An 18,329-nucleotide genomic window follows, 5' to 3' on the forward strand; every position below is an offset into this window, starting at 1 on the left:
ACAGAATCAGTCCAATAATTCCACATAGCCGGCGGACCCGTTGATGCGGATCCTCTGTCCGTCCCGGATGGCCGCAGTGGCACGGTGGACGCCGACCACAGCCGGCAGGCCATATTCACGCGCAATCACGGCGCCGTGCGTCATCATGCCCCCCACTTCAGTCACCAAACCGGTCAGCGAAACAAACACGGGCGTCCAGCTCGGGTCCGTATAAGCGGTTACGAGAATATCGCCTGGCTCGATGCGGGCATCTTCTATCTTAAAAATGACCCTGGCCCGCCCTTCGACCGTGCCGGCCGAAACCGCGATGCCGGCAAGCGCGCCGGCTGGCAGCTTATCTGTGCGGTAGCTGCCGAAGATTTCCTCGCCTTCCGAGGTCATGAGCCGCGGCGGGGATAAATTTTCGTAATACCGGTACGCCGCTTTCCGCTCCTCGATGATCTCCCGCTCCACATGCCCCGTTTTGACCGCTTCCCGGAATTCCTCGAACGACAGATAATAGACATCCGCTGCCGCATCGATTGCGCCAATTTCTGCCAGCTTGGCCGCCTCTTTCATCAATGCTTCTTTATACAGCCCGTAGCGCTTGATGAATGCGAACTTCGGATATTCCCGGTACCCGAGAAAATTCTGCAGGAGGCTGATCATATGCTTCGTCTTTTTGATTTTTCGTCTTGCCCCCGGCAGCTCCTGAAGGCGCGCCAGCAATTCCTGCTCTTTTTGTTTGGCTTTCCCCTTCCCTTCTGCGACTTTTGCTGCGTGCGCACCCGGCCCGAAATTTTTGATGTTGGCCAGGATGATCGGAACGAGGATCGTCGGATCTTCATTCCAGCGCGTCTTGGTGATATCGATTTCTCCAGCACAGCGCATCCCGTATTTGTCCAGGTATTCCCGAAGGGCCGCACTGACCGCTTCTCCTCCGTGGAGGGGTTTTAGATCCTCGAAAAACGACGTTTTGCGGGGATGGTCAAAATAGGCCTGCACTTCCGGATATTCCCGCACCACGTCTGCCACATCCAATAATTCTAGCCCCATGTCGGATGTCACATTATTGGCAACCGATCGGCTCAGGACATCCGCCACGTTTTTTTCACCCAGCCATTTCTCCATTTGTTTATTGAGCCAGTTGACCGCATAGACGCCGACCACGATTACGCCGAGGCTTTCCGTGTTGTAGAGGTCTTTTTTCAATTGTTTTTGGTCTTCCTGGATGAAGCTGAACAGGTCGTCCCCTGAAACCGATTGAATGCGCCATGCCGCCTCACGGATGGAGGCTTCATTGAAATTCATGAGCTGGCCTGGCAGCCGGCGGTCGTTCTTCCGGTACAGCTTTACGATTTCCGCCGGAAAGTTCCATGGAAACGGTTCAGCCCCTAATTTGAACATCCGTTTCCCTTTCGGAAGCGGCGGTTTCCGTTTCATGAAGTTTTCCAGCGCATCTTTCATCAAAGGATCGTTGAGCCCTGAAGTCGACATGATAAGCGTACGGCTCGAAAGGGAGGCGAGCTCATGCGAAAGATCAATGAACAGCCGACCGCCGGCACGCGCCATCCCGTAATCGGTCAAAAAGCCGAAAAACGACATCCCGAGCGGATAGATCGGTTCGGTCATCATTTGCCGATGGCCCACAGACATATACAGCCGGTACTGGCCATCGCCCTTTTCGGGCAGCGGATACAGCGTAGTGATCGGCCGGCTCTGCACGATAAAAATCCGCCCGTCTGCTATGCACCATTCGATGTCCTGCGGCTGTCCGAAGTGGGTTTCAATCTCGCGTCCCATGCGTTCGAGCGCCAGAATCTCTTCATCGGAAACTGCCTGTTGCCCTTGCTGCGCCTCCGGGATCTCCCGCTGTTTCGTGCCGCCGCCGCTCTGTGGATAGACCGCAATCTTCTTCGTCGATATTGCCTTTTCAATGATCCGTCCGTTCCGGACTTTGTAATGGTCTGCAGAAACAATGCCGGAAACAAGGGCCTCCCCTAACCCGAAGCTCGCATCGATCGATACCACACTGCGGTTCGATGTCACCGGGTCGGCTGTGAACAGGATGCCCGCTGCATCCGGAAAGATCATTTGCTGGACGATGACCGCCAAATGGACTTTCCGGTGGTCAAAGCCGTTCTTGATGCGGTACACCACTGCCCGTTCCGTGAACAAAGAAGCCCAGCACTTGCGGATATGCCGCAGAAGCTGCTCTCTGCCGTGGATATTCAAAAAAGAATCCTGCTGGCCGGCAAATGAGGCGGTCGGCAAGTCCTCCGCTGTAGCGCTTGACCGGACCGCATAAGCTGCCGAAGTCCCAAGCCCTTCAAAGGCATCGGTGATTTCCTGTTTGATCTCTTCCGGTATCTTCGTCTCTTCGATGGCATTGCGCAATCGTTGGCTGATGGCCCGTGCCTTTCCCCAATCCCCCGGCTCGACCTCGGCCAATTGCTCCATCAACTCGGCCGTGACCGGATTGTTTTTGACCATGCGCTTGTATGCGTCCGTCGTCACGCAAAACCCCGGCGGCACCCGGATGCCCGGAATTTCGGCCAGCTTCGCCAGATTTCTCCCTTTTCCGCCTGCCCGCAACCCTTTCCGTGCTTCCACTTCTTGAAAATCCAATACGTATTTTCGCAAAATGTCCACTCCTTCACAGCTTGCCTGTAATGTGTTACCTATTAAGTTCGCCGCACGCCGAGGATTCCCTTTCACCTATTCGGACAATAAAAAACACATCCGCCAGTTGCCTGGCCGGATGTGTCCGTTTCTTGCTCTATAGAGATGGATTTTATTCGCCCGCTGCTTCCAATTCGTAGACCCGTGCCTCGAACGGCTGCAATTGCTTCGGATCAAGCCCTTCGTAATTGGCGAGCCGCACTTCGGCGCCTGCCGGCTCATTCCAATAGCATGGGAATTCTGTCAAGTTGGTGATGATCAAAAATGTCTTTCCTTCGTGTTGCCGCGTATAGGCATAAATCGATTCATGTCCGGCGTCATAAAGTTCATACGTGCCGTAAATCAGCACATCGTTATGCTTGCGCAGCCAGATCATGCTCTTATAGAACCACAGGATCGAGTGCGGGTCCTGCCGCTGCGCTTCGACGTTCAGATGCGTATAGTTCGGATTGACCCGCAGCCACGGCGCCGTTTGTGAAAAGCCAGCGTTCAAGGTGGCATCCCATTGCATCGGCGTCCGGGAATGATCGCGGCTCGTCGCATTGATCAGCGTCATCACCGCTTCGTGTTCCATTCCTTCCGAACGGTTCAAGTGGTACATATTCTTCGTTTTGACGTCGTTGAAATGGTCAAGCTCTTCGAACGGCGCATTCGTCATGCCGATTTCCTGGCCCTGGTAGATGAACGGCGTACCTTGCATGAAAAAGTACATGCAGGCGATCGCTGTCGCACTTTCCCGCCAGCGTTCGCGGTCATTGCCCCAAGTCGAAACAACGCGCGGCCGGTCGTGGTTTTCGACAAACAAGGCATTCCAGCCATGGCCTTCGACCCCTTTTTGCCATTTCGTCAGCACTTCCTTGAGCTTCGGCACATCGATGCCGGTGGTGGAGTCATTCGACCACAAGCCGAGGCTCTCGAATTGGAACACCATATTGAACTTGCCGTCCTCTTCGCCGATCCATTCTTCGATGTCGCCGACCTTGACGCCATTCGCTTCACCCACGGTCATGATGTCGCGCCCAGCGAACGTCTTATCGCGCAGCTCCGTCAGTAGCGGCTGGATTCCGTTGACGTTCATCATCTTGTCCCATGCAGGGGCGTACAGGTTCTGCTCCGGATCCTCGATATCCGTCAGGTCCTTTTTGATGTGGCTGATGGCATCGACGCGGAAACCGTCAATCCCTTTATCGAGCCACCAATTGACCATGTCGTATAAAGCCTTCCGTACTTCCGGGTTCTCCCAGTTCAAGTCCGGCTGCTTTTTGGAGAATAAATGCAAATAATATTGTTTCGTTTCCTGGTCATATTCCCATGCCGAACCGCCGAAGATGCTTTCCCAGTTGGTCGGCTCATCGCTCCAGATATACCAGTCGCGCTTTTCGCTGTCGCGCGATGTCCGCGATTCCATGAACCACGGATGCTCATCGCTCGTATGGTTGATGACAAGGTCGATGATCAGCTTCATGCCGCGCGCATGGACTTCCTCGAGCAGGCGATCAAAATCCGCCATCGTCCCGAATTCTTCCATGATCCCTTGGTAATCGCTGATATCATAGCCGTTGTCATCGTTCGGCGATTTGTACATCGGACAAAGCCATATAACATCGATGCCCAGATCTTTCAGGTAATCCAGCTTTTCTGTAACCCCATTGATGTCGCCAATACCGTCGTCGTTCGAATCTTTGAAGCTCCGTGGATACACTTGATATGCAACTGCTTCTTTCCACCAATTTCTTTTCATAATCGATCCCTCACAAGACCCCAGCCCACTCCCCGCCCAATCTATCTGCATGTACTACTGATGTCAGCCGAAGGTGTCTTTTGTCGATTTTGTATTGTATAGTTTTTCCATTAACAAGCAACAATTATTTTAAAAAATCAATTAGGATGACAGTGTAGCAGAATTCCACAGGAACACCAATACTTTGAACCGATATTTCGCTAAGAGTTCATATTTTTTGCGGGTGGACCACCTTTCGCCTTTTAGGTTTCTTACTATATAACCACTGCGTGGATAAAAAAACCTGAATCCAGAAGAAAATAAAACTTTTTTAAACCCAATGAGAACTGTCGTGAAACAGCTGAATTCACGATTTATTCGAAAGCAAAAAAACCCTTTCACATCTGGAAAGGGTTTAACGAATTCATTGGATTTCGATTTGTTCTAAACAATCGAGGCTTTCAGCCTTTTGCCTCTTCTTCCTGATCGGGTTCTTCGTTCGGCGGATAGACGATAGTGCCGTCTTTTTTCTTTTCTGCCGGTGCTCCCCAAATTGCCAGCTCATGATCCACCAATTCCACTGCGCCGCCCTTGCCGTCAATGATGTGTTTGACCTGATGGCCGTTCGCCACAAGCCAATTGCTGATTAGGAGCCGGTGACAGCGAGCAGGATGCCGTTCCGAGCAGCAGTACGCCACTTTCTGTTTGGCGGCCCTGTCCAGAAGCTCCTCGATGCCTTCCTTGAATTCTTCTGTCAGGGTGTAATCTGCGTAATTGTGGAACGACTGGTTGCGCCAGCCATCATTCAGTTCCGGCTCCACGTCCTTCGATTTCCGGCGCCTGCCGCCGAGTTTCGGAAAATGCTCATAGGTGATGCCTTCCGCTTCGAGCCATTTCGGAAAAATGTCTTTTGAGAATTGCGGCCACTTCCGGCTGCCCGGAAACGCGCGGACGTCTGCTAAAAGTTCGATGCCCGTTTCTTTCAGCATCGTTTCAAAAAACTCTTTGGAGTGGCTTGAATGGCCGATCGTATAAACTATCATGTACCGTCCCTCCTATGTGTTCTTATTTCACCTATTCCTGTAAGGCATGGGCATTAAACATCACGCCAACAACAAGCAAACACACACGAAAAATAATTTTTCGTGTGTGTTTTATTTTAAGAACCATTCACTTTTTGGTTTTCTTCTTTCATCTTGTTCACTTTTTCCTGCAATTGCTCCTTCATTTCCTTGCGGATGGTGTCTTTGCGCTCTTTTTCCTGGTCGAAATATTGAGCGATTGTCTCATGGCGTATATCAAGCAGTTCTTTATAGCGCTGTTCAGCATCTTCACCTTTGAATTTCTCCAGCTCTTTGAATTGGTAAAATAAGAAGTCCATTTCATTTTTAGCAGCCAACGATTTGCCGTAGATGTCATTATTGTAAGTCATCAATTCCAAGTTAATGTCATTGCTCTGCTCCATAATTTCAAGCGTTCGGTCATTGCTCCACGCCATCCATTCCAAGTACAGGCGGCTGTGTTCCTGCTTCAGGAAATCATTCAATTCGCTTTCGGAATAAACCGATTTATACTGCCCTTTTCCTGCTTTCGCCACGGCTTCAAGCTGCTTTTGCCCTTCATTGTCGACATCAAAGCCGATGATGTTCACTTCCGCCTGAATATCCGATTCACTTAGTGCAGCTGCAGCTGCCACCGGATCGCCGCCGCATGTTTCGATGCCGTCGCTTACTACATAAACCGCATTTTGCACATGCTCGCCTTTTTGCCCTTGCAAATCCTGCTGTGCCGCTTGGATAGCTCCTGCTAGCGGCGTCCAGCCTGCGGGTGAAAACTGTTCAAGCGACTTTCCGAATTGCTGTTCATCATAAGCACCCAATTCATAGACCACTTCGTTGCTCTCGCACGACATTTCTTTATCGGCGTCGGTACCGGTTCCTTTATGGCCGTAAACGCGAAGCATAACATTCGATCCTTCCGGCAGGTCCGAAGCGTATTGCTGGATCGCTTGTTTTGCAAGCTTCATCTTTTGTCCGCCGCTCACTTCCCCGCCCATGCTGCCGCTTGCATCGAGCAAGATTGCCACATTGACCGTTTCCTCTTCCGGCAGCACAATCCCGTCTTCCGGCGTCTCGGAAGCTATGGTGATGACCGGATCTATGGCTTTGAATTTCCGGGCTTCTTCTTCGATGTCAGCAGCGAGCAGCGAAACTGCAATCGAATAGGCTTGTTCGCCGGTCAATCCTTCCGGTGCTTTTTCAATTTCAGCCAAGATCTCCTCTTTCTGAGCTGCTGTCGTATGTCCTGGCACATATCTTCCTTTTTCTTTCACAATTTCCTCTACATTATGTATGGCAGCTTGCGGAATCTCCGATTTCTCCTTCGGTTCTTTTTCCGGTTCTGCCGCTGCTTCCGTTTGCGGTTGTTCCTGTTTCGGCTCCGTCTTTTCTGATAATGCAGATTCCTCTTCGCTGCAGCCGGCCAGCATCAACAGACTTAATGCACCGCCAAGCAGTTTCCATTTCATACTATTCAACCTCATCGCGCTCCCCTCCGATTATCCCTGTTCATTAACTAGTTTACGAAATGTAGAATAGAAAGTTTCATAAGCGGAAATATTAGAGTCTTTTTTCCTTCTTCCATTGAGATACCCAATTACCATTCACCTAATCAATCGAGCCTTGCTTAATTATAAGAAAAATTAAAATTTTACTTGTAATTCGATTATTCAGTAATGTATAGTCTATACAAGAATGAATAAAGGAGACGTTTACATGAATACGCTGTTCCTGCTCCCTAATATGGACGAAGAAATTATGGATACGTATGACGAAGACATCATCGTCACCACTAGAGAAGGACGAATTCTAAAAACCACGCAAATTACGGGTGAAAAATATGGTGTCGCTTCTGCCGACCTTCTTGGCAAATCCGTATTGGACCTTGAGGCAGAAGGCGTCTTTTCACCGGCCGTCACGCCGCTCGTTGTCGAGAAAAAGAAGAAAGTCGTCACGGTTCAGAATACCGCATCCGGCAAGAAAGTTCTGATTACTGGAATTCCCCTGTTCAACGATGCAGGAGAAGTGGAATTCGTCATCAGCTATTCCTATGAATTGTCGGAGCTCATGGTGATGAAAGAGTACTTGGAGAACCTTGAAACAGAGATGTCCAAAGTCAAAGAGGAGTTAGCCCACCTTCGCGAGCAACAGATCCATATGGAGGGCTGCATCACGGAAAGCAATTCTTCGCTCCGTGCCGTAAAGACAGCCGCAAAAGCAGCTCGCCTGGACGTGCCGATCGTAGTCCAGGGAGAACCCGGAACCGGCAAGACGTCGCTTGCCAAATTCATTCATGCCAAAAGCACCCGGAGTGAACAGGCTTTCATTGAAGTCAATTGCACGGCACTCCCGGAATCGGTTTTTGAAATCAGCTTTACCGGACTTGAGGGCGCACAGCCGAGCGGATATCTGGAATTAGCTGCAGGCGGTACGCTCGTGTTGAATGAAATCGACCGGCTGCCGCTCGCTTCCCAGGCCGCCTTGTTCAAAATCCTGCAGAAGCCGCACTCCGCCCGCATCATCGCCGTCAGCGAATCCACTTTAGAGGAATCGGTCGCAAACGGCACGTTCCGTGAAGACCTGTTTTACTACCTGCATCTCGTTTCCATCCAATTAAAGCCGCTGCGCGAGAGGCCCGAAGACCTAGACAGTGCCATCGCCAAGTTTTTGGATGAATTGAACAGCAAGTACGAAAGCCGGAAAACCCTTACCGACGATCTGTATTTTCACTTGCTGCGATTGACTTGGCCTGGAAATTTCCGCGAACTGCGGAATGTCTTGGAACGCAGTTTGATCGAGAGCGAGTCATCGGCCATCACCCTTGATGACCTGCCCGTGAAGTACCAGCCGGATGCCGGCGAGCGGATCGGCCTAGAACTGGACGGCCAGACGCTCCCCCATATCCTGGAGACAGTGGAAAAGAAAGTATTGCTGAATGCACAAAAGCGTTACCGGACCACAACCGAAATGGCGAATGTCCTCGGCATCAGCCAGCCATCCGTCGTCCGCAAGCTGAAGAAATACTCAAACTTACCTTTAGGAGATGATCTGGAATGACAACCATCCAACAGCAGCAAGACTGGCAGCACCTCGTCGGATCGATCGGCAATTTTCTGGCGCCGAGCATGGCAAAAGACCATCCTAATTTGCCGGTGATCAAAGCGGAAGGCTGTTATTATTTCGGCGTCGATGGCCGGAAGTATTTGGATTTCACGTCCGGCATTGCGGTTGAGAATGTCGGCCACCGCCATCCGAAAGTCGTCCAGGCGATCAAAGACAGCGCCGACCACCTCGTGCACGGCCCGTCCGGCGTCATCATTTACGAATCCATCCTGAAGCTGGCATACGAACTTCAAGGAATCATGCCGCCGAAACTCGATAACTTCTTTTTTGCCAATAGCGGAACTGAAGCGATCGAAGGGGCCATCAAACTGGCGAAGTACGCTACCCAACGTCCCTATACTGTATCGTTCACCGGCTGTTTCCATGGCCGCTCGATCGGCGCGCTCAGCGTCACCACATCAAAAAGCAAATACCGCAAGTTTCTGCAGCCCTCCTGGCTGACGTACCAATTGCCGTATGCGCACCCGGAAGATTTGCCGCATGGTGCAGCACCGGAAACATTCTTCCCCGAAAAACTGGAACGGGATTTTGAAAAGCTTTTCGCGCATCAAGTCACTCCGGAAGAAGTGGCTTGCGTCATCCTTGAGCCGGTACTCGGCGAAGGCGGCTACATCATTCCGCCGAAGGAATGGCTCGCGAAAATCCGTGAAATCTGCGACCGCCACGGCATCCTTTTAATATTTGATGAAGTGCAGACCGGTTTCGGCCGCACCGGCAATTGGTTTGCAGCCCAAACCTTTGGCGTCACGCCGGACATCATGGCGATTGCGAAAGGCATTGCTGCCGGCCTGCCGCTCAGCGCTACGGTTGCTTCCAAAGAATTGATGGCCCAGTGGCCGCTCGGCACACATGGCACGACTTTCGGCGGCAACCCGATCGCCTGCTCGGCCGCACTGGCATCCCTTGAAGTGCTGAAAGAAGAAAAGCTACTCGAGAATTCACGAAACATGGGCGCTTACGCCTTGCAGCAGCTAGAGCAATTAAAAATCAAACACAGCACCATTAAGAACATCCGCGGCGTCGGCTTGATGATCGGAATCGAATTGCAGGATCCGGATACTGGAAAGCCTGACGGTGCAGCAGTCATGGGCGTCTTGGATGAATGCCTCCAGCGCGGCGTCTTGTTCTACCTCTGCGGCAATTCCGGAGAAGTGATCCGCATGATTCCGCCGCTGACGATCTCGAAAGAACAGATTGACGAAGGCATCGAAGTCCTGGACCAAGCGTTGACAGTCTATACATACAAGGGGGAAAAATCATGACATTGCTACAAAGCGAAAAGAAAGCCATCTCTCCATCAGCCACCTGGAAATTCCTGATCCCGTCATTGATCGGCGCCTTGCTGTTCTTGATGCCGATTTCCTATAACGGCGAAGTGACGATCGGCGTCGGCATCCTGGCGTCGTTCCTAATGAAAACATTCGGTTCGGTCATCCCGGCATTCATCCTGTTCCTGCTCGGCTTTTCTGCCATTGCGAGCCTCACCGCAACTGCCCTGAAACCGGAATTCGTGAAAAAGTCGCCGTTCTTGCGTGCGACATTCATCAACGGGCCCTTCGGCCTTGCGGTACGGGTCCTCGCTTTCGCATTCGGCATCATGGCGTTTTATGAAATCGGCCCGGAAGCCATCGCTTCCCGCAATACAGGCGGCGTCGTTTTATACGACCTGGCTCCTGTATTGCTCACCTGGTTTTTGTTTGCCGGGATTCTATTGCCGCTCCTTGTGGAGTTCGGCTTGATGGAATTCGTCGGCGCGCTGGTCAATAAATTCATGCGTCCGGTATTCACATTGCCGGGCCGTTCATCGATCGATGCCATGGCTTCATGGATGGGCGCAGCGCCGGTCGGCGTATTGGTGACGATGAAGCAGTATGATAAAGGCTATTATACGGAACGGGAAGCTTCCGTCATTGCGACCACCTTCTCGATTGCTTCTGTCGCATTCTCTTTGGTCGTCGCAAACGTCGTCGGCATCGGCCATTTGTTCCTGCCGTTCTACTTGGCCGTATCGGTTGCCTGCCTGGTCGCAGCGATCATCATGCCGCGCATTCCGCCCCTGTCCCGCAAGAAGGACGAGTACTACGCGCCGGTCGGCAAAAGAGTCGACGACACGATTCCGGAAGGTGTGTCCTTGGTAAAATGGGGCTTTGACGAAGCACGCCGCAAAGCGAACAGCGCCGCAAGCCCGAAAAAGCTGACGCAGATCGGCATCGAAACCGTACTCGACATCTGGCTGGCATTGATTCCTTTGGTGATGGCACTCGGCACGATTGCGCTAGTGGTGGCGGAATACACGCCGCTCTTCAAAATCATTTCCTATCCGCTGATCCCGGTCCTGACATTGCTCGGATTGCCGGAAGCGGCAGAAGCTGCGCCGACTTTCCTTGTCGGATTCGCGGATATGTTCCTGCCGGCTGTCCTTGGCAGCGGCATCGAAAGCGAATTGACGCGCTTCGTCCTAGCGGGTGTATCGCTGACGCAGATCATCTACATGTCGGAAATCGGCCTGTTGATTCTGCGCTCGAACATCCCGGTGAAGTTCTGGGAACTTGCCGTGATCTTTGTTCTTCGTACCATCATTACATTGCCGATCCTGGTTGTGTTCGGCCATCTATTCGTATAACAGCAAAACCCCTACAGTGAACGCTATGTTCAATGCAGGGGTTTTTAATGTGTGCTTATTCGATTCACCCTTCAAAAAGAACCTTTTCCGTTTCCTTCAGCGATGCAAAAGACCGGAGCACACGATTGTGGTGGCCGATGATCTGTTCAGCGCTCAAGGAATCGGCATCCCATGTGCCATGGCCGTCTTCGACGAGCGTCAAGCGGTAGCCGAGGCTGAAGGCACGCCGGGTCGTCGTGTCTACGCAATACTCCGTCTGGTTGCCAGTGACAACGAGGTGTTCGATGCCTTTTTCCTGCAGTACCTCTTGCAGATCGGTTTCATGGAATGAATCCGGTGTCCATTTCTGGATGACCGCGTCGCCTGCTTCTGGGCGGATCGACGGATGGATTTGCCAGTCATGCGTCCCTTCTACAAGCGCTTGGTCATTGTGCTGGACGTAGATGACGGGCGCTCTGGATGCGCGCGCTCCTTGGATCAGGATTTGAAGGTTTCGGATCAGCTTCTCGCTGTTGAAAACCGGGTTCGCTTCGGCAAACATTTCGTTTTGTACATCGATGACCAATAAAGCCGTTTTAGACACGTTCAGCCCTCCTCTTTTCAGTGATATCCTCGGACACTTATTCGACTTAACCTCCGCTCTTCCCTTCCTGCCTTCAATAAAAAATAGGGAGTTGCCCATGAACAAGTAGCTGCTCACAGCTCCGACATCGCAGGTGTGGAAATATTGGAGCGGCTGTTTGGCAGGAAAGGAGAGGAAACACCGCGAATTGTATTATTGGAATAAAAATGGTAACCATATGCAAGATAGCTAGATGGAGTCTGTCCTTGCAAGGCTGTATTCTATACCAAATAAATAGTTGGGGAGTCGGTTGTCTTGAAGAAAATAGGTACACTGTCACTTATCGGTCTGACAGTGATGGCGGTCCTGTCGTTCGCAAACTTTTCAGGCACAAGCATCGCCGGGCTTGCTGTCATTATTGGCATCATTTTCTTTTTCGCCGTTAAAAAGCTGGAGAAGCAACCCGCCCGCGCAAGTGGATTGGATTTCCGGTCCATCGGACGGGACTTGAAGAAAAAGAGCATCTGGTTCTGGCTCATCTTGCCGGTGGTCATGAATGCTGTCAGCATCGGGCTTGCCCTCCTCTTTTTGCCGGAATACCTGGAATACGTCGTCGCCCGTACAGAGGCTTTCCTTTCCTGGAACCTGTTGTTCCTCATGATTCTCCAACTGGCTGTTTTTGCCTTGGGCGAAGAAATTGCCTGGCGCGCATTTTTCCAGAATCAAGTGAGCAAAATGCTGCCGCTTGTTCCGGCGCTTCTGTTGTCATCGCTGCTGTTTTCACTCGGCCACATCGCATTCGGTGCACCCATCGTGGTGGCGTACGACCTCTTCTTCGTTTTCGTCAACAGCTTCCTCTACGGCGTCGTTTTCTACAAAACCAACAACGCATGGACCAGCGCCATCGCCCATTTCTTAGCGAACCTTTCTTCCGTGTTTTTCTTTTTGTGGATTTATTGAAGGGAAATGATAAGAAGTACCGAGGCGTGCTTGAGTAGGGAAAAGTGAAAGATGTCAATCAAGATTCCAAAATTGAAGGCCAAGAAAGAAAAGCAGTGCTTTTCTCTCTTGGCCTTTTTCATATTCTATATCGGCTGATGGGAATGGAGGCGGCGACTCCAGCGGGACAGCGAAGTGCCGAAATCCACTCGGACGCAAGTCCGAGTTAGTTTGGCGCGAGCCCGCGGAACGCGTCCGCCGTAATGGACAGCAGCCTTTCTAACAATTCTATTGAAGTTCAGAAAATGATTAAGAGTTCACCAGTTCGTTGGCCGGCATCGGTTTTTTCCGGCGGAACCAGGCGAACACGATCGCCGCGATCAAAGCGAATCCTAAGTAGCCCATGACCGGATACACGGTTCCGACCAGCGTGACAAACCCAACAAAACTTGACCCGAAGGCAACAGCTCCGAAGATCCCGACAGACATTTTGAATTTCGGCGAATCGGGTTTGACGATGCGGGCAGAGAACGCGTACAGCATGCCGACTGCCGTGTTGTAGATCATGCCGAGCAAAATGACCGACATCAAGCCGCCAAGCATCGGGCTGATGTTATTGGCGAGCACCAGCATCGGCATCGGGACAGCCGCGAGTGCTTTCAGATCCGTCAGCATCGAGATGTTGATGAGCAAGATCAGCAAGCCGAGTCCGAGTCCGCCGATGATGCCGCCCCACCCAGCCACTTTCTCATCTTTCACCGTGCCGCCCATGACTGTCATCATGGCAGCTCCGGCAGCCAGGTTATACGATACGTACAAGAGGCCGCCCATCAGCCAGTTCGGCGCCGCCTGGTTGGCTGATGCTGCCGCGAAGTCAGCAGAAGCGAAATCGAAATTCACCAGGGAGTAGCCCGTGATGACAATCACCGCAAGCAGCAGGAACGGCGTGAAGGCACTGATCAGGGCGATGACTTTTTGAACGCTCATCAGCACGGTTGCGATTGTCAATACCGCCATCAACAGGTTGCCGACGGTTCCCGGGATGCCAAATTGCTGTTCAAAGATGGCACCCGATCCGGAAAACATGACCACGGTGACACCAAACAAGAAGAACGTGATGATGAAATCGATTGCCGTACCAAGAACACGTCCGCAAATGTGGTAAATAACATGCTGGTGCGACTTGGTCTGGAGCCGGCTGCCGAGCTGCATAAGATTCATGCCCAGAAAAGCGAACAATGCCGTGGCGATCACCGTGCCGAGAATCCCCAGCATCCCGAAACTAGTAAAAAACTGCAATACCTCTTGGCCCGATGCGAATCCGGCGCCAACGATGACGCCGATAAACGCGCCACCCATCTGAAAACTCTTTTTCATCTTCTTTCCCCCGTCCTTCTGGTTTTCTTCTATTTTTCTTAGGCTGTGCGGTTAGTTTTTAAATTGCCATTTCTCGACCGTGAAACGGTCCAATGCTTCCTGATTGATGCCGTAGCCGATGCCGTGTTCCGTCGGCACCGTGATGAATCCGTCTTCCACCGTCACTTCCGGGGTGATGACGTCCTCTTCCCAATAGCGCGAGGAACCGGCTGTGTCGCCTGGCATCACGAAGTTCGGCAGCGTCGTCAAAGCGACGTTGTGCGCGCGTCCGATGCCGGATTCGAGCATGCCGCCGCACCAGACGGGAATGTCCTGTGCCAGGCAGTAATCATGGATCTTTTTCGCTTCGGTCAATCCGCCGACGCGGCCGATTTTGATATTGATGATTTTCGTGCTGCCGAGTTCCACCGCTTTGCGGGCATCTTCCAGCGAGTGGATGCTTTCGTCGAGGCAGATCGGCGTTTTCAGTTCGGACTGGAGTTTCGCGTGGTCGATGATGTCATCAGAAGCGAGCGGCTGTTCAATCATCATCAGGCCGAATTCGTCCAATTGCTTCAGCACACCCAGATCTTCCAACCGGTAAGCCGAGTTGGCATCCGCCATCATCGGCATGTCCGGGAACTGCTTGCGCAGCTCGCGCATCACTTCTACATCAAAGCCGGGTTTGATTTTCACTTTGATGCGCTTATAGCCTTCCTCGATAAAGCCGCGCACCGTTTCGACCAGTGCATCCATGTTTTCATTGATGCCGATCGAGATGCCCACTTCGATCCTTTCGCTTTTGCCGCCAAGTGCTTCAGCAAGCGTCATTCCGTTGCGTTTGGCGTACAGATCCCAGATGGCACCTTCCACAGTGGATTTCGCCATATTGTTCTTCCGCAGATTGGCGAAGCGTTCGCTGACTTCGTCCGGATGGCCGATTTCCCCTTCCAACACAAGCGGCGCCAGAAAATCGCGGATCATATGCAAATTCGTTTCAACCGTTTCTTCGCTGTACCAAGGGGAATGGAACGCAACGGATTCTCCCCAGCCGGAATTGCCGAGCTCGTCTTTCACTTCCAGCAAAAGAAAGTCCTTTTCCTGGAAAGTGCCGAAACTGGTGGTAAACGGATGCTTCATCGTCATTTTCATTTTCCGTACGTTCACTTCTTTGATTTGCATAAGGTTCTCCTCTTTCTGTTTATGGTAAGGGAATCGTATCCCGTGGAACGAATTGATAATAATGGATGCCGCCTTCGGCTTTGCGTACACCGACAAGGGCAAAACCGTTTGCGAATAAACGCTGGAAAGCCTCGCGGATTTTCAGGCGCCAATCGAGTGCGAGCGCCGCATCCTCCCTTTTGATCGTCTGGAAATTCTCCGGCACCGGAACTTCGATGGCTTCCGCGTGAAGCGGCAGCCGGTCCAGCCCGCTGTCAATATACGGGTGCCCGGAGGCGGTTTTCCCGACGCCGAGCGGCTGTGTGAACTGCGCGTGCTCTGGCTGCCAGCGGTCTTCGACGCGGCTGCTCGATATCCACCATTCAATCTGCAGGCGGTCCGTCGGCAGGCCCCGGTTCAAGCCGTCGTCCATTTCGCCGTAGCAATTCTCGAGATACGTGCTGCAGATGCCGTACAATCGTGTTGTATTCAAATAGGCGTTGCGGCTCTCCAAGGGATCGAACGTCCAGGTGATCAAGTCGTAGCCGATGGCCTTGGCGAGCGAACGCTGCTCTTCTTTCAGCAGGTAGCCGATGCCTTTTGACTGATGGTCGGGGTGGATGCCCATCATGTGCGAGCAGAGGTACGATTTCCCGTCCTTGAATCCCGCAAAGCCGTAGCTGAAGCCAATCAGTTTGCCTTCGAAAAACGCTCCGACCAGAATGCCGCCGTTTTTCGACGCTGTAAATGTCTGATGCGTCGGGATCGGCGCCATGTCCCAAACTTCGCGTTCCAGGACTTGGATCAACCGCATGTCGTCATTGGTTTCCAGCCGCCGGATGGTGATTCCATTTCCCATCGTTTTCACTCTCCTTGCGCCAATCTTTCGAATGTCCCCTGCACCGTCCGGGCAAGGATTTCAATACCGGGAATGAGGCTCTCCCGGTCGAACGTCATGGCCGGATGATGGAGCCCTGGCGCAAGATTGCATCCGAGGCCGAGCATCGTCGCTTTGACCGACGGCCGCTCGAGCGTATAAAAGTGGAAATCCTCGCCGCCCGGTGTGACAATCGGCGGGACGAGGGCCTCTTCGCCCAAGGTGTCCGCAATCGCACGCGCCATGAGTTGCACGGCTGTTTCGTCCACTTCCGCAGCAGCGATTTCCGCTGCCGTCTCTGTGGTGATTTCGACGCCTGCCAGAGCCGCAACCGAAGTGATTGCGTGCTTTACACTTACAAACAATTCTTCCATCGCGCCGTTCGTCTGTGCCCGCAAATCCAGGCTGAACGTTGCCGTGCCCGGGATGATGTTGGCCGATTCGCCGCCTGCCTGGAACATCGTCATCTTCGCTGAATGCGGCACCATCGGATCGATGTGGATCGAACGGATCGCCTGCACGAGCTGCGCCATCACTTCAATGGCGTTTTGCCCTTGGTGGGGCCGGGCGCCATGTGCATCGGTCCCGTTGATCCGTCCACGGAGCATTTTTGCCGAACCGTGCATGATCGCAGGTGCTGCATAACCTGTTCCGATTTCCTGGATCGGCCGCAAGTGGACGCCGTATAAATAATCGACATCATCGACAATGCCCCTTTTCACAAACGACAAAGCCCCGGTCCCTTTTTCTTCTGCCGGCTGGAAAATCACTTTCAGCCGCCCCTGTTCCGGAACCCCCAGTTTTTTCAGCACGAGCAGGGTGCCGATGGCAAGAGCCATATGCGCATCGTGGCCACAGGAATGGTTCGCCTTGTACTCGCCGTCCACTTCCTGCCACAGTGCGTCGATATCTGTGCGGAGGCCGATGCACGGGCTGCCGCTTCCAACCGTTGCCACGAGGCCCGTCGAATCACCGAAGGTTTCCACCTCCACCCCTTCCGCTTCCAGAAACTCTTTCAGGTAGCGGGTCGTTTCAATTTCCTGCCAGCTGATTTCGGGATGGGCGTGCAAATGCTCGAATACCGCTTCCACGACCGGTTTTATTTCCTGTACCACTGCTTTCATTTTTTCCCCGCCCCTTCTATGAATAAATAATCGCTGTCGAGCGCCCGGTATTTTTCCTGCCGCTGCCCGAATGCCTCTTTTTCTTTGACCACCAAACCTGCTGCCAGCGCGTTCATAAATGAAAACAATGACGCTGTCGCATCAAGCGTTGACTTGTTGGGCGAGTAAATCGGAAAGAGCACATCGCTCGCTGCATGGATCGGAGCCAGCTGCGAATCGCTGATGCCGATGACAAAGCAGCCCTGCTCTTTTGCCAGTTCCGCAATCTTCACAGTTTCTTTCAGGTAGCGGTGGAACGAAATCACGATCAGCACCGACCCGCTGTCCATCTCGCTCAAGGTCTGGATGACGTCTTCGGTTTCCGGCCGGATCAATTGGACCTCGCTCCGGACCAGGCCAAGCGTATAGCTCAGCCAGTTCGCTGCGGCGAACGATGAACGCAAGCCGAGCACATGGACCTTTCGGGCTTGCGATAAACGTTCGACCGCCAAGTCGTAATCCGCTTCCTCGATCCCTTTCGCCGTCTCGGCAATGGCCGCACGGTCCTGTTCCATGACCTGGGCAAAAAAGTGCGGCTGCTGCTGCAGCTCCACTTTTGCCTGCTGGTAGGCCGACAAACTGCTTTCCGGCGACAGCAGCTGCTCCCGGATCGCTTTTTGCAGTTCGGTGTAGCCGGAAAACTCGAGACTGTAGCAAAAACGGATCACCGTCGTTTCGCTGACGCCGATCGCTTCGCCCATTTCCTGCGCCGAACTCAGCGCCACTTGCCTTGGGAAATCCAGAATATGCGTCGCCACTTTCTTCTGGCTTTTTGATAAATCATCGAATTGACTGTGGATTAATTGTTTCAAGTCCATTTTTTGCCCTCTTCTTGAAGTTGTGACGTCTTTTTATTAATTTTTGAAGTTCAAACTTCAAATTATTCTGTTAAATTTATCACACAATTCAGCTGTATGCAATATATCGTTCAAAATTTTAAAAAAATTTAATTCATGCTTTTGTATGCGAACTCGGTATAGACACATTTCCACTTGTAAGGGATGAATTCCCCTTGCCACTCCCGAGTTCCAACTAAACCTCGGTGAATTCCAACTAAACCTCGTTGAGTTCCCACCAAAACATGTT

14 protein-coding genes are annotated in these 18,329 nt (G+C 52.3%); 4 read left to right on the forward strand and 10 right to left on the reverse strand.

Going from position 1 to position 18,329, the window contains the following annotated elements:
- Positions 1-6: 6 nt before the first annotated feature.
- From rph to ACFSDB_RS08415, 4 genes are all read right to left on the reverse strand, one after another.
- Positions 7-2,622, reverse strand: a complete 2,616-nt coding sequence (gene rph, locus ACFSDB_RS08400; protein ID WP_204891857.1) for a rifamycin-inactivating phosphotransferase — start codon at positions 2,620-2,622, stop codon at positions 7-9.
- A gap of 151 nt (positions 2,623-2,773) precedes the next feature.
- The gene (locus tag ACFSDB_RS08405; RefSeq protein WP_204891858.1) at positions 2,774-4,402 is read right to left on the reverse strand and encodes a glycoside hydrolase family 13 protein; all 1,629 of its coding nucleotides are present in this window, start codon (positions 4,400-4,402) and stop codon (positions 2,774-2,776) included.
- A 440-nt stretch (positions 4,403-4,842) separates the two neighbouring features.
- The gene (locus tag ACFSDB_RS08410) at positions 4,843-5,424 is read right to left on the reverse strand and encodes a DUF488 domain-containing protein (protein WP_204891859.1); all 582 of its coding nucleotides are present in this window, start codon (positions 5,422-5,424) and stop codon (positions 4,843-4,845) included.
- Between the two features lie 116 nt (positions 5,425-5,540).
- A complete protein-coding gene (locus ACFSDB_RS08415; protein WP_204891860.1) occupies positions 5,541-6,908 on the reverse strand; it encodes a vWA domain-containing protein in 1,368 nt (455 codons plus the stop codon).
- 247 nt (positions 6,909-7,155) lie between these two features.
- Here ACFSDB_RS08415 and ACFSDB_RS08420 point away from each other — a divergent pair, with 247 nt between their 5' ends.
- From ACFSDB_RS08420 to ACFSDB_RS08430, 3 genes are read left to right on the forward strand one after another with little or no spacing between them, the layout of a single operon-like run.
- Positions 7,156-8,496 (forward strand): sigma 54-interacting transcriptional regulator, encoded by a 1,341-nt coding sequence (locus ACFSDB_RS08420; RefSeq protein WP_204891861.1) that lies wholly within the window; start codon positions 7,156-7,158, stop codon positions 8,494-8,496.
- Complete coding sequence (locus ACFSDB_RS08425) at positions 8,493-9,824, forward strand: aspartate aminotransferase family protein (RefSeq protein ID WP_204891862.1); 1,332 nt, start codon at positions 8,493-8,495, stop codon at positions 9,822-9,824. Before ACFSDB_RS08420 ends, ACFSDB_RS08425 begins: the two co-directional genes overlap by 4 nt.
- Positions 9,821-11,185, forward strand: a complete 1,365-nt coding sequence (locus tag ACFSDB_RS08430; protein WP_204891863.1) for a YjiH family protein — start codon at positions 9,821-9,823, stop codon at positions 11,183-11,185. The genes ACFSDB_RS08425 and ACFSDB_RS08430 overlap by 4 nt, the downstream gene beginning before the upstream one ends.
- 64 nt (positions 11,186-11,249) lie before the next feature.
- Here ACFSDB_RS08430 and ACFSDB_RS08435 read toward each other — a convergent pair whose 3' ends face one another.
- Positions 11,250-11,768, reverse strand: a complete 519-nt coding sequence (locus ACFSDB_RS08435; RefSeq protein ID WP_377339758.1) for a cysteine hydrolase family protein — start codon at positions 11,766-11,768, stop codon at positions 11,250-11,252.
- 294 nt (positions 11,769-12,062) lie between these two features.
- On the opposite strand from ACFSDB_RS08435, the gene ACFSDB_RS08440 reads away from it, so the two are divergent.
- Complete coding sequence (locus ACFSDB_RS08440; RefSeq protein ID WP_204891865.1) at positions 12,063-12,707, forward strand: CPBP family intramembrane glutamic endopeptidase; 645 nt, start codon at positions 12,063-12,065, stop codon at positions 12,705-12,707.
- A 288-nt stretch (positions 12,708-12,995) separates the two neighbouring features.
- Here ACFSDB_RS08440 and ACFSDB_RS08445 read toward each other — a convergent pair whose 3' ends face one another.
- From ACFSDB_RS08445 to ACFSDB_RS08465, 5 genes are read right to left on the reverse strand one after another with little or no spacing between them, the layout of a single operon-like run.
- Complete coding sequence (locus tag ACFSDB_RS08445; RefSeq protein ID WP_204891866.1) at positions 12,996-14,063, reverse strand: YkvI family membrane protein; 1,068 nt, start codon at positions 14,061-14,063, stop codon at positions 12,996-12,998.
- A 51-nt stretch (positions 14,064-14,114) separates the two neighbouring features.
- Positions 14,115-15,224, reverse strand: coding sequence for an o-succinylbenzoate synthase (menC, locus tag ACFSDB_RS08450; RefSeq protein ID WP_204891867.1), 1,110 nt, complete (start codon positions 15,222-15,224; stop codon positions 14,115-14,117).
- A 19-nt stretch (positions 15,225-15,243) separates the two neighbouring features.
- Entirely contained in the window at positions 15,244-16,062 is an 819-nt protein-coding gene (locus ACFSDB_RS08455) for a GNAT family N-acetyltransferase (RefSeq protein ID WP_204891868.1), read from the reverse strand.
- A gap of 5 nt (positions 16,063-16,067) precedes the next feature.
- Complete coding sequence (locus ACFSDB_RS08460) at positions 16,068-17,204, reverse strand: M20 peptidase aminoacylase family protein (protein ID WP_204891869.1); 1,137 nt, start codon at positions 17,202-17,204, stop codon at positions 16,068-16,070.
- A complete protein-coding gene (locus ACFSDB_RS08465) occupies positions 17,201-18,061 on the reverse strand; it encodes a MurR/RpiR family transcriptional regulator (protein WP_204891870.1) in 861 nt (286 codons plus the stop codon). The genes ACFSDB_RS08460 and ACFSDB_RS08465 overlap by 4 nt, the downstream gene beginning before the upstream one ends.
- Positions 18,062-18,329: the final 268 nt, after the last annotated feature.

The sequence above is a fragment of the Planococcus chinensis genome, assembly GCF_042681545.1.
Classification (GTDB): Bacteria; Bacillota; Bacilli; order Bacillales_A; family Planococcaceae; genus Planococcus; species Planococcus chinensis.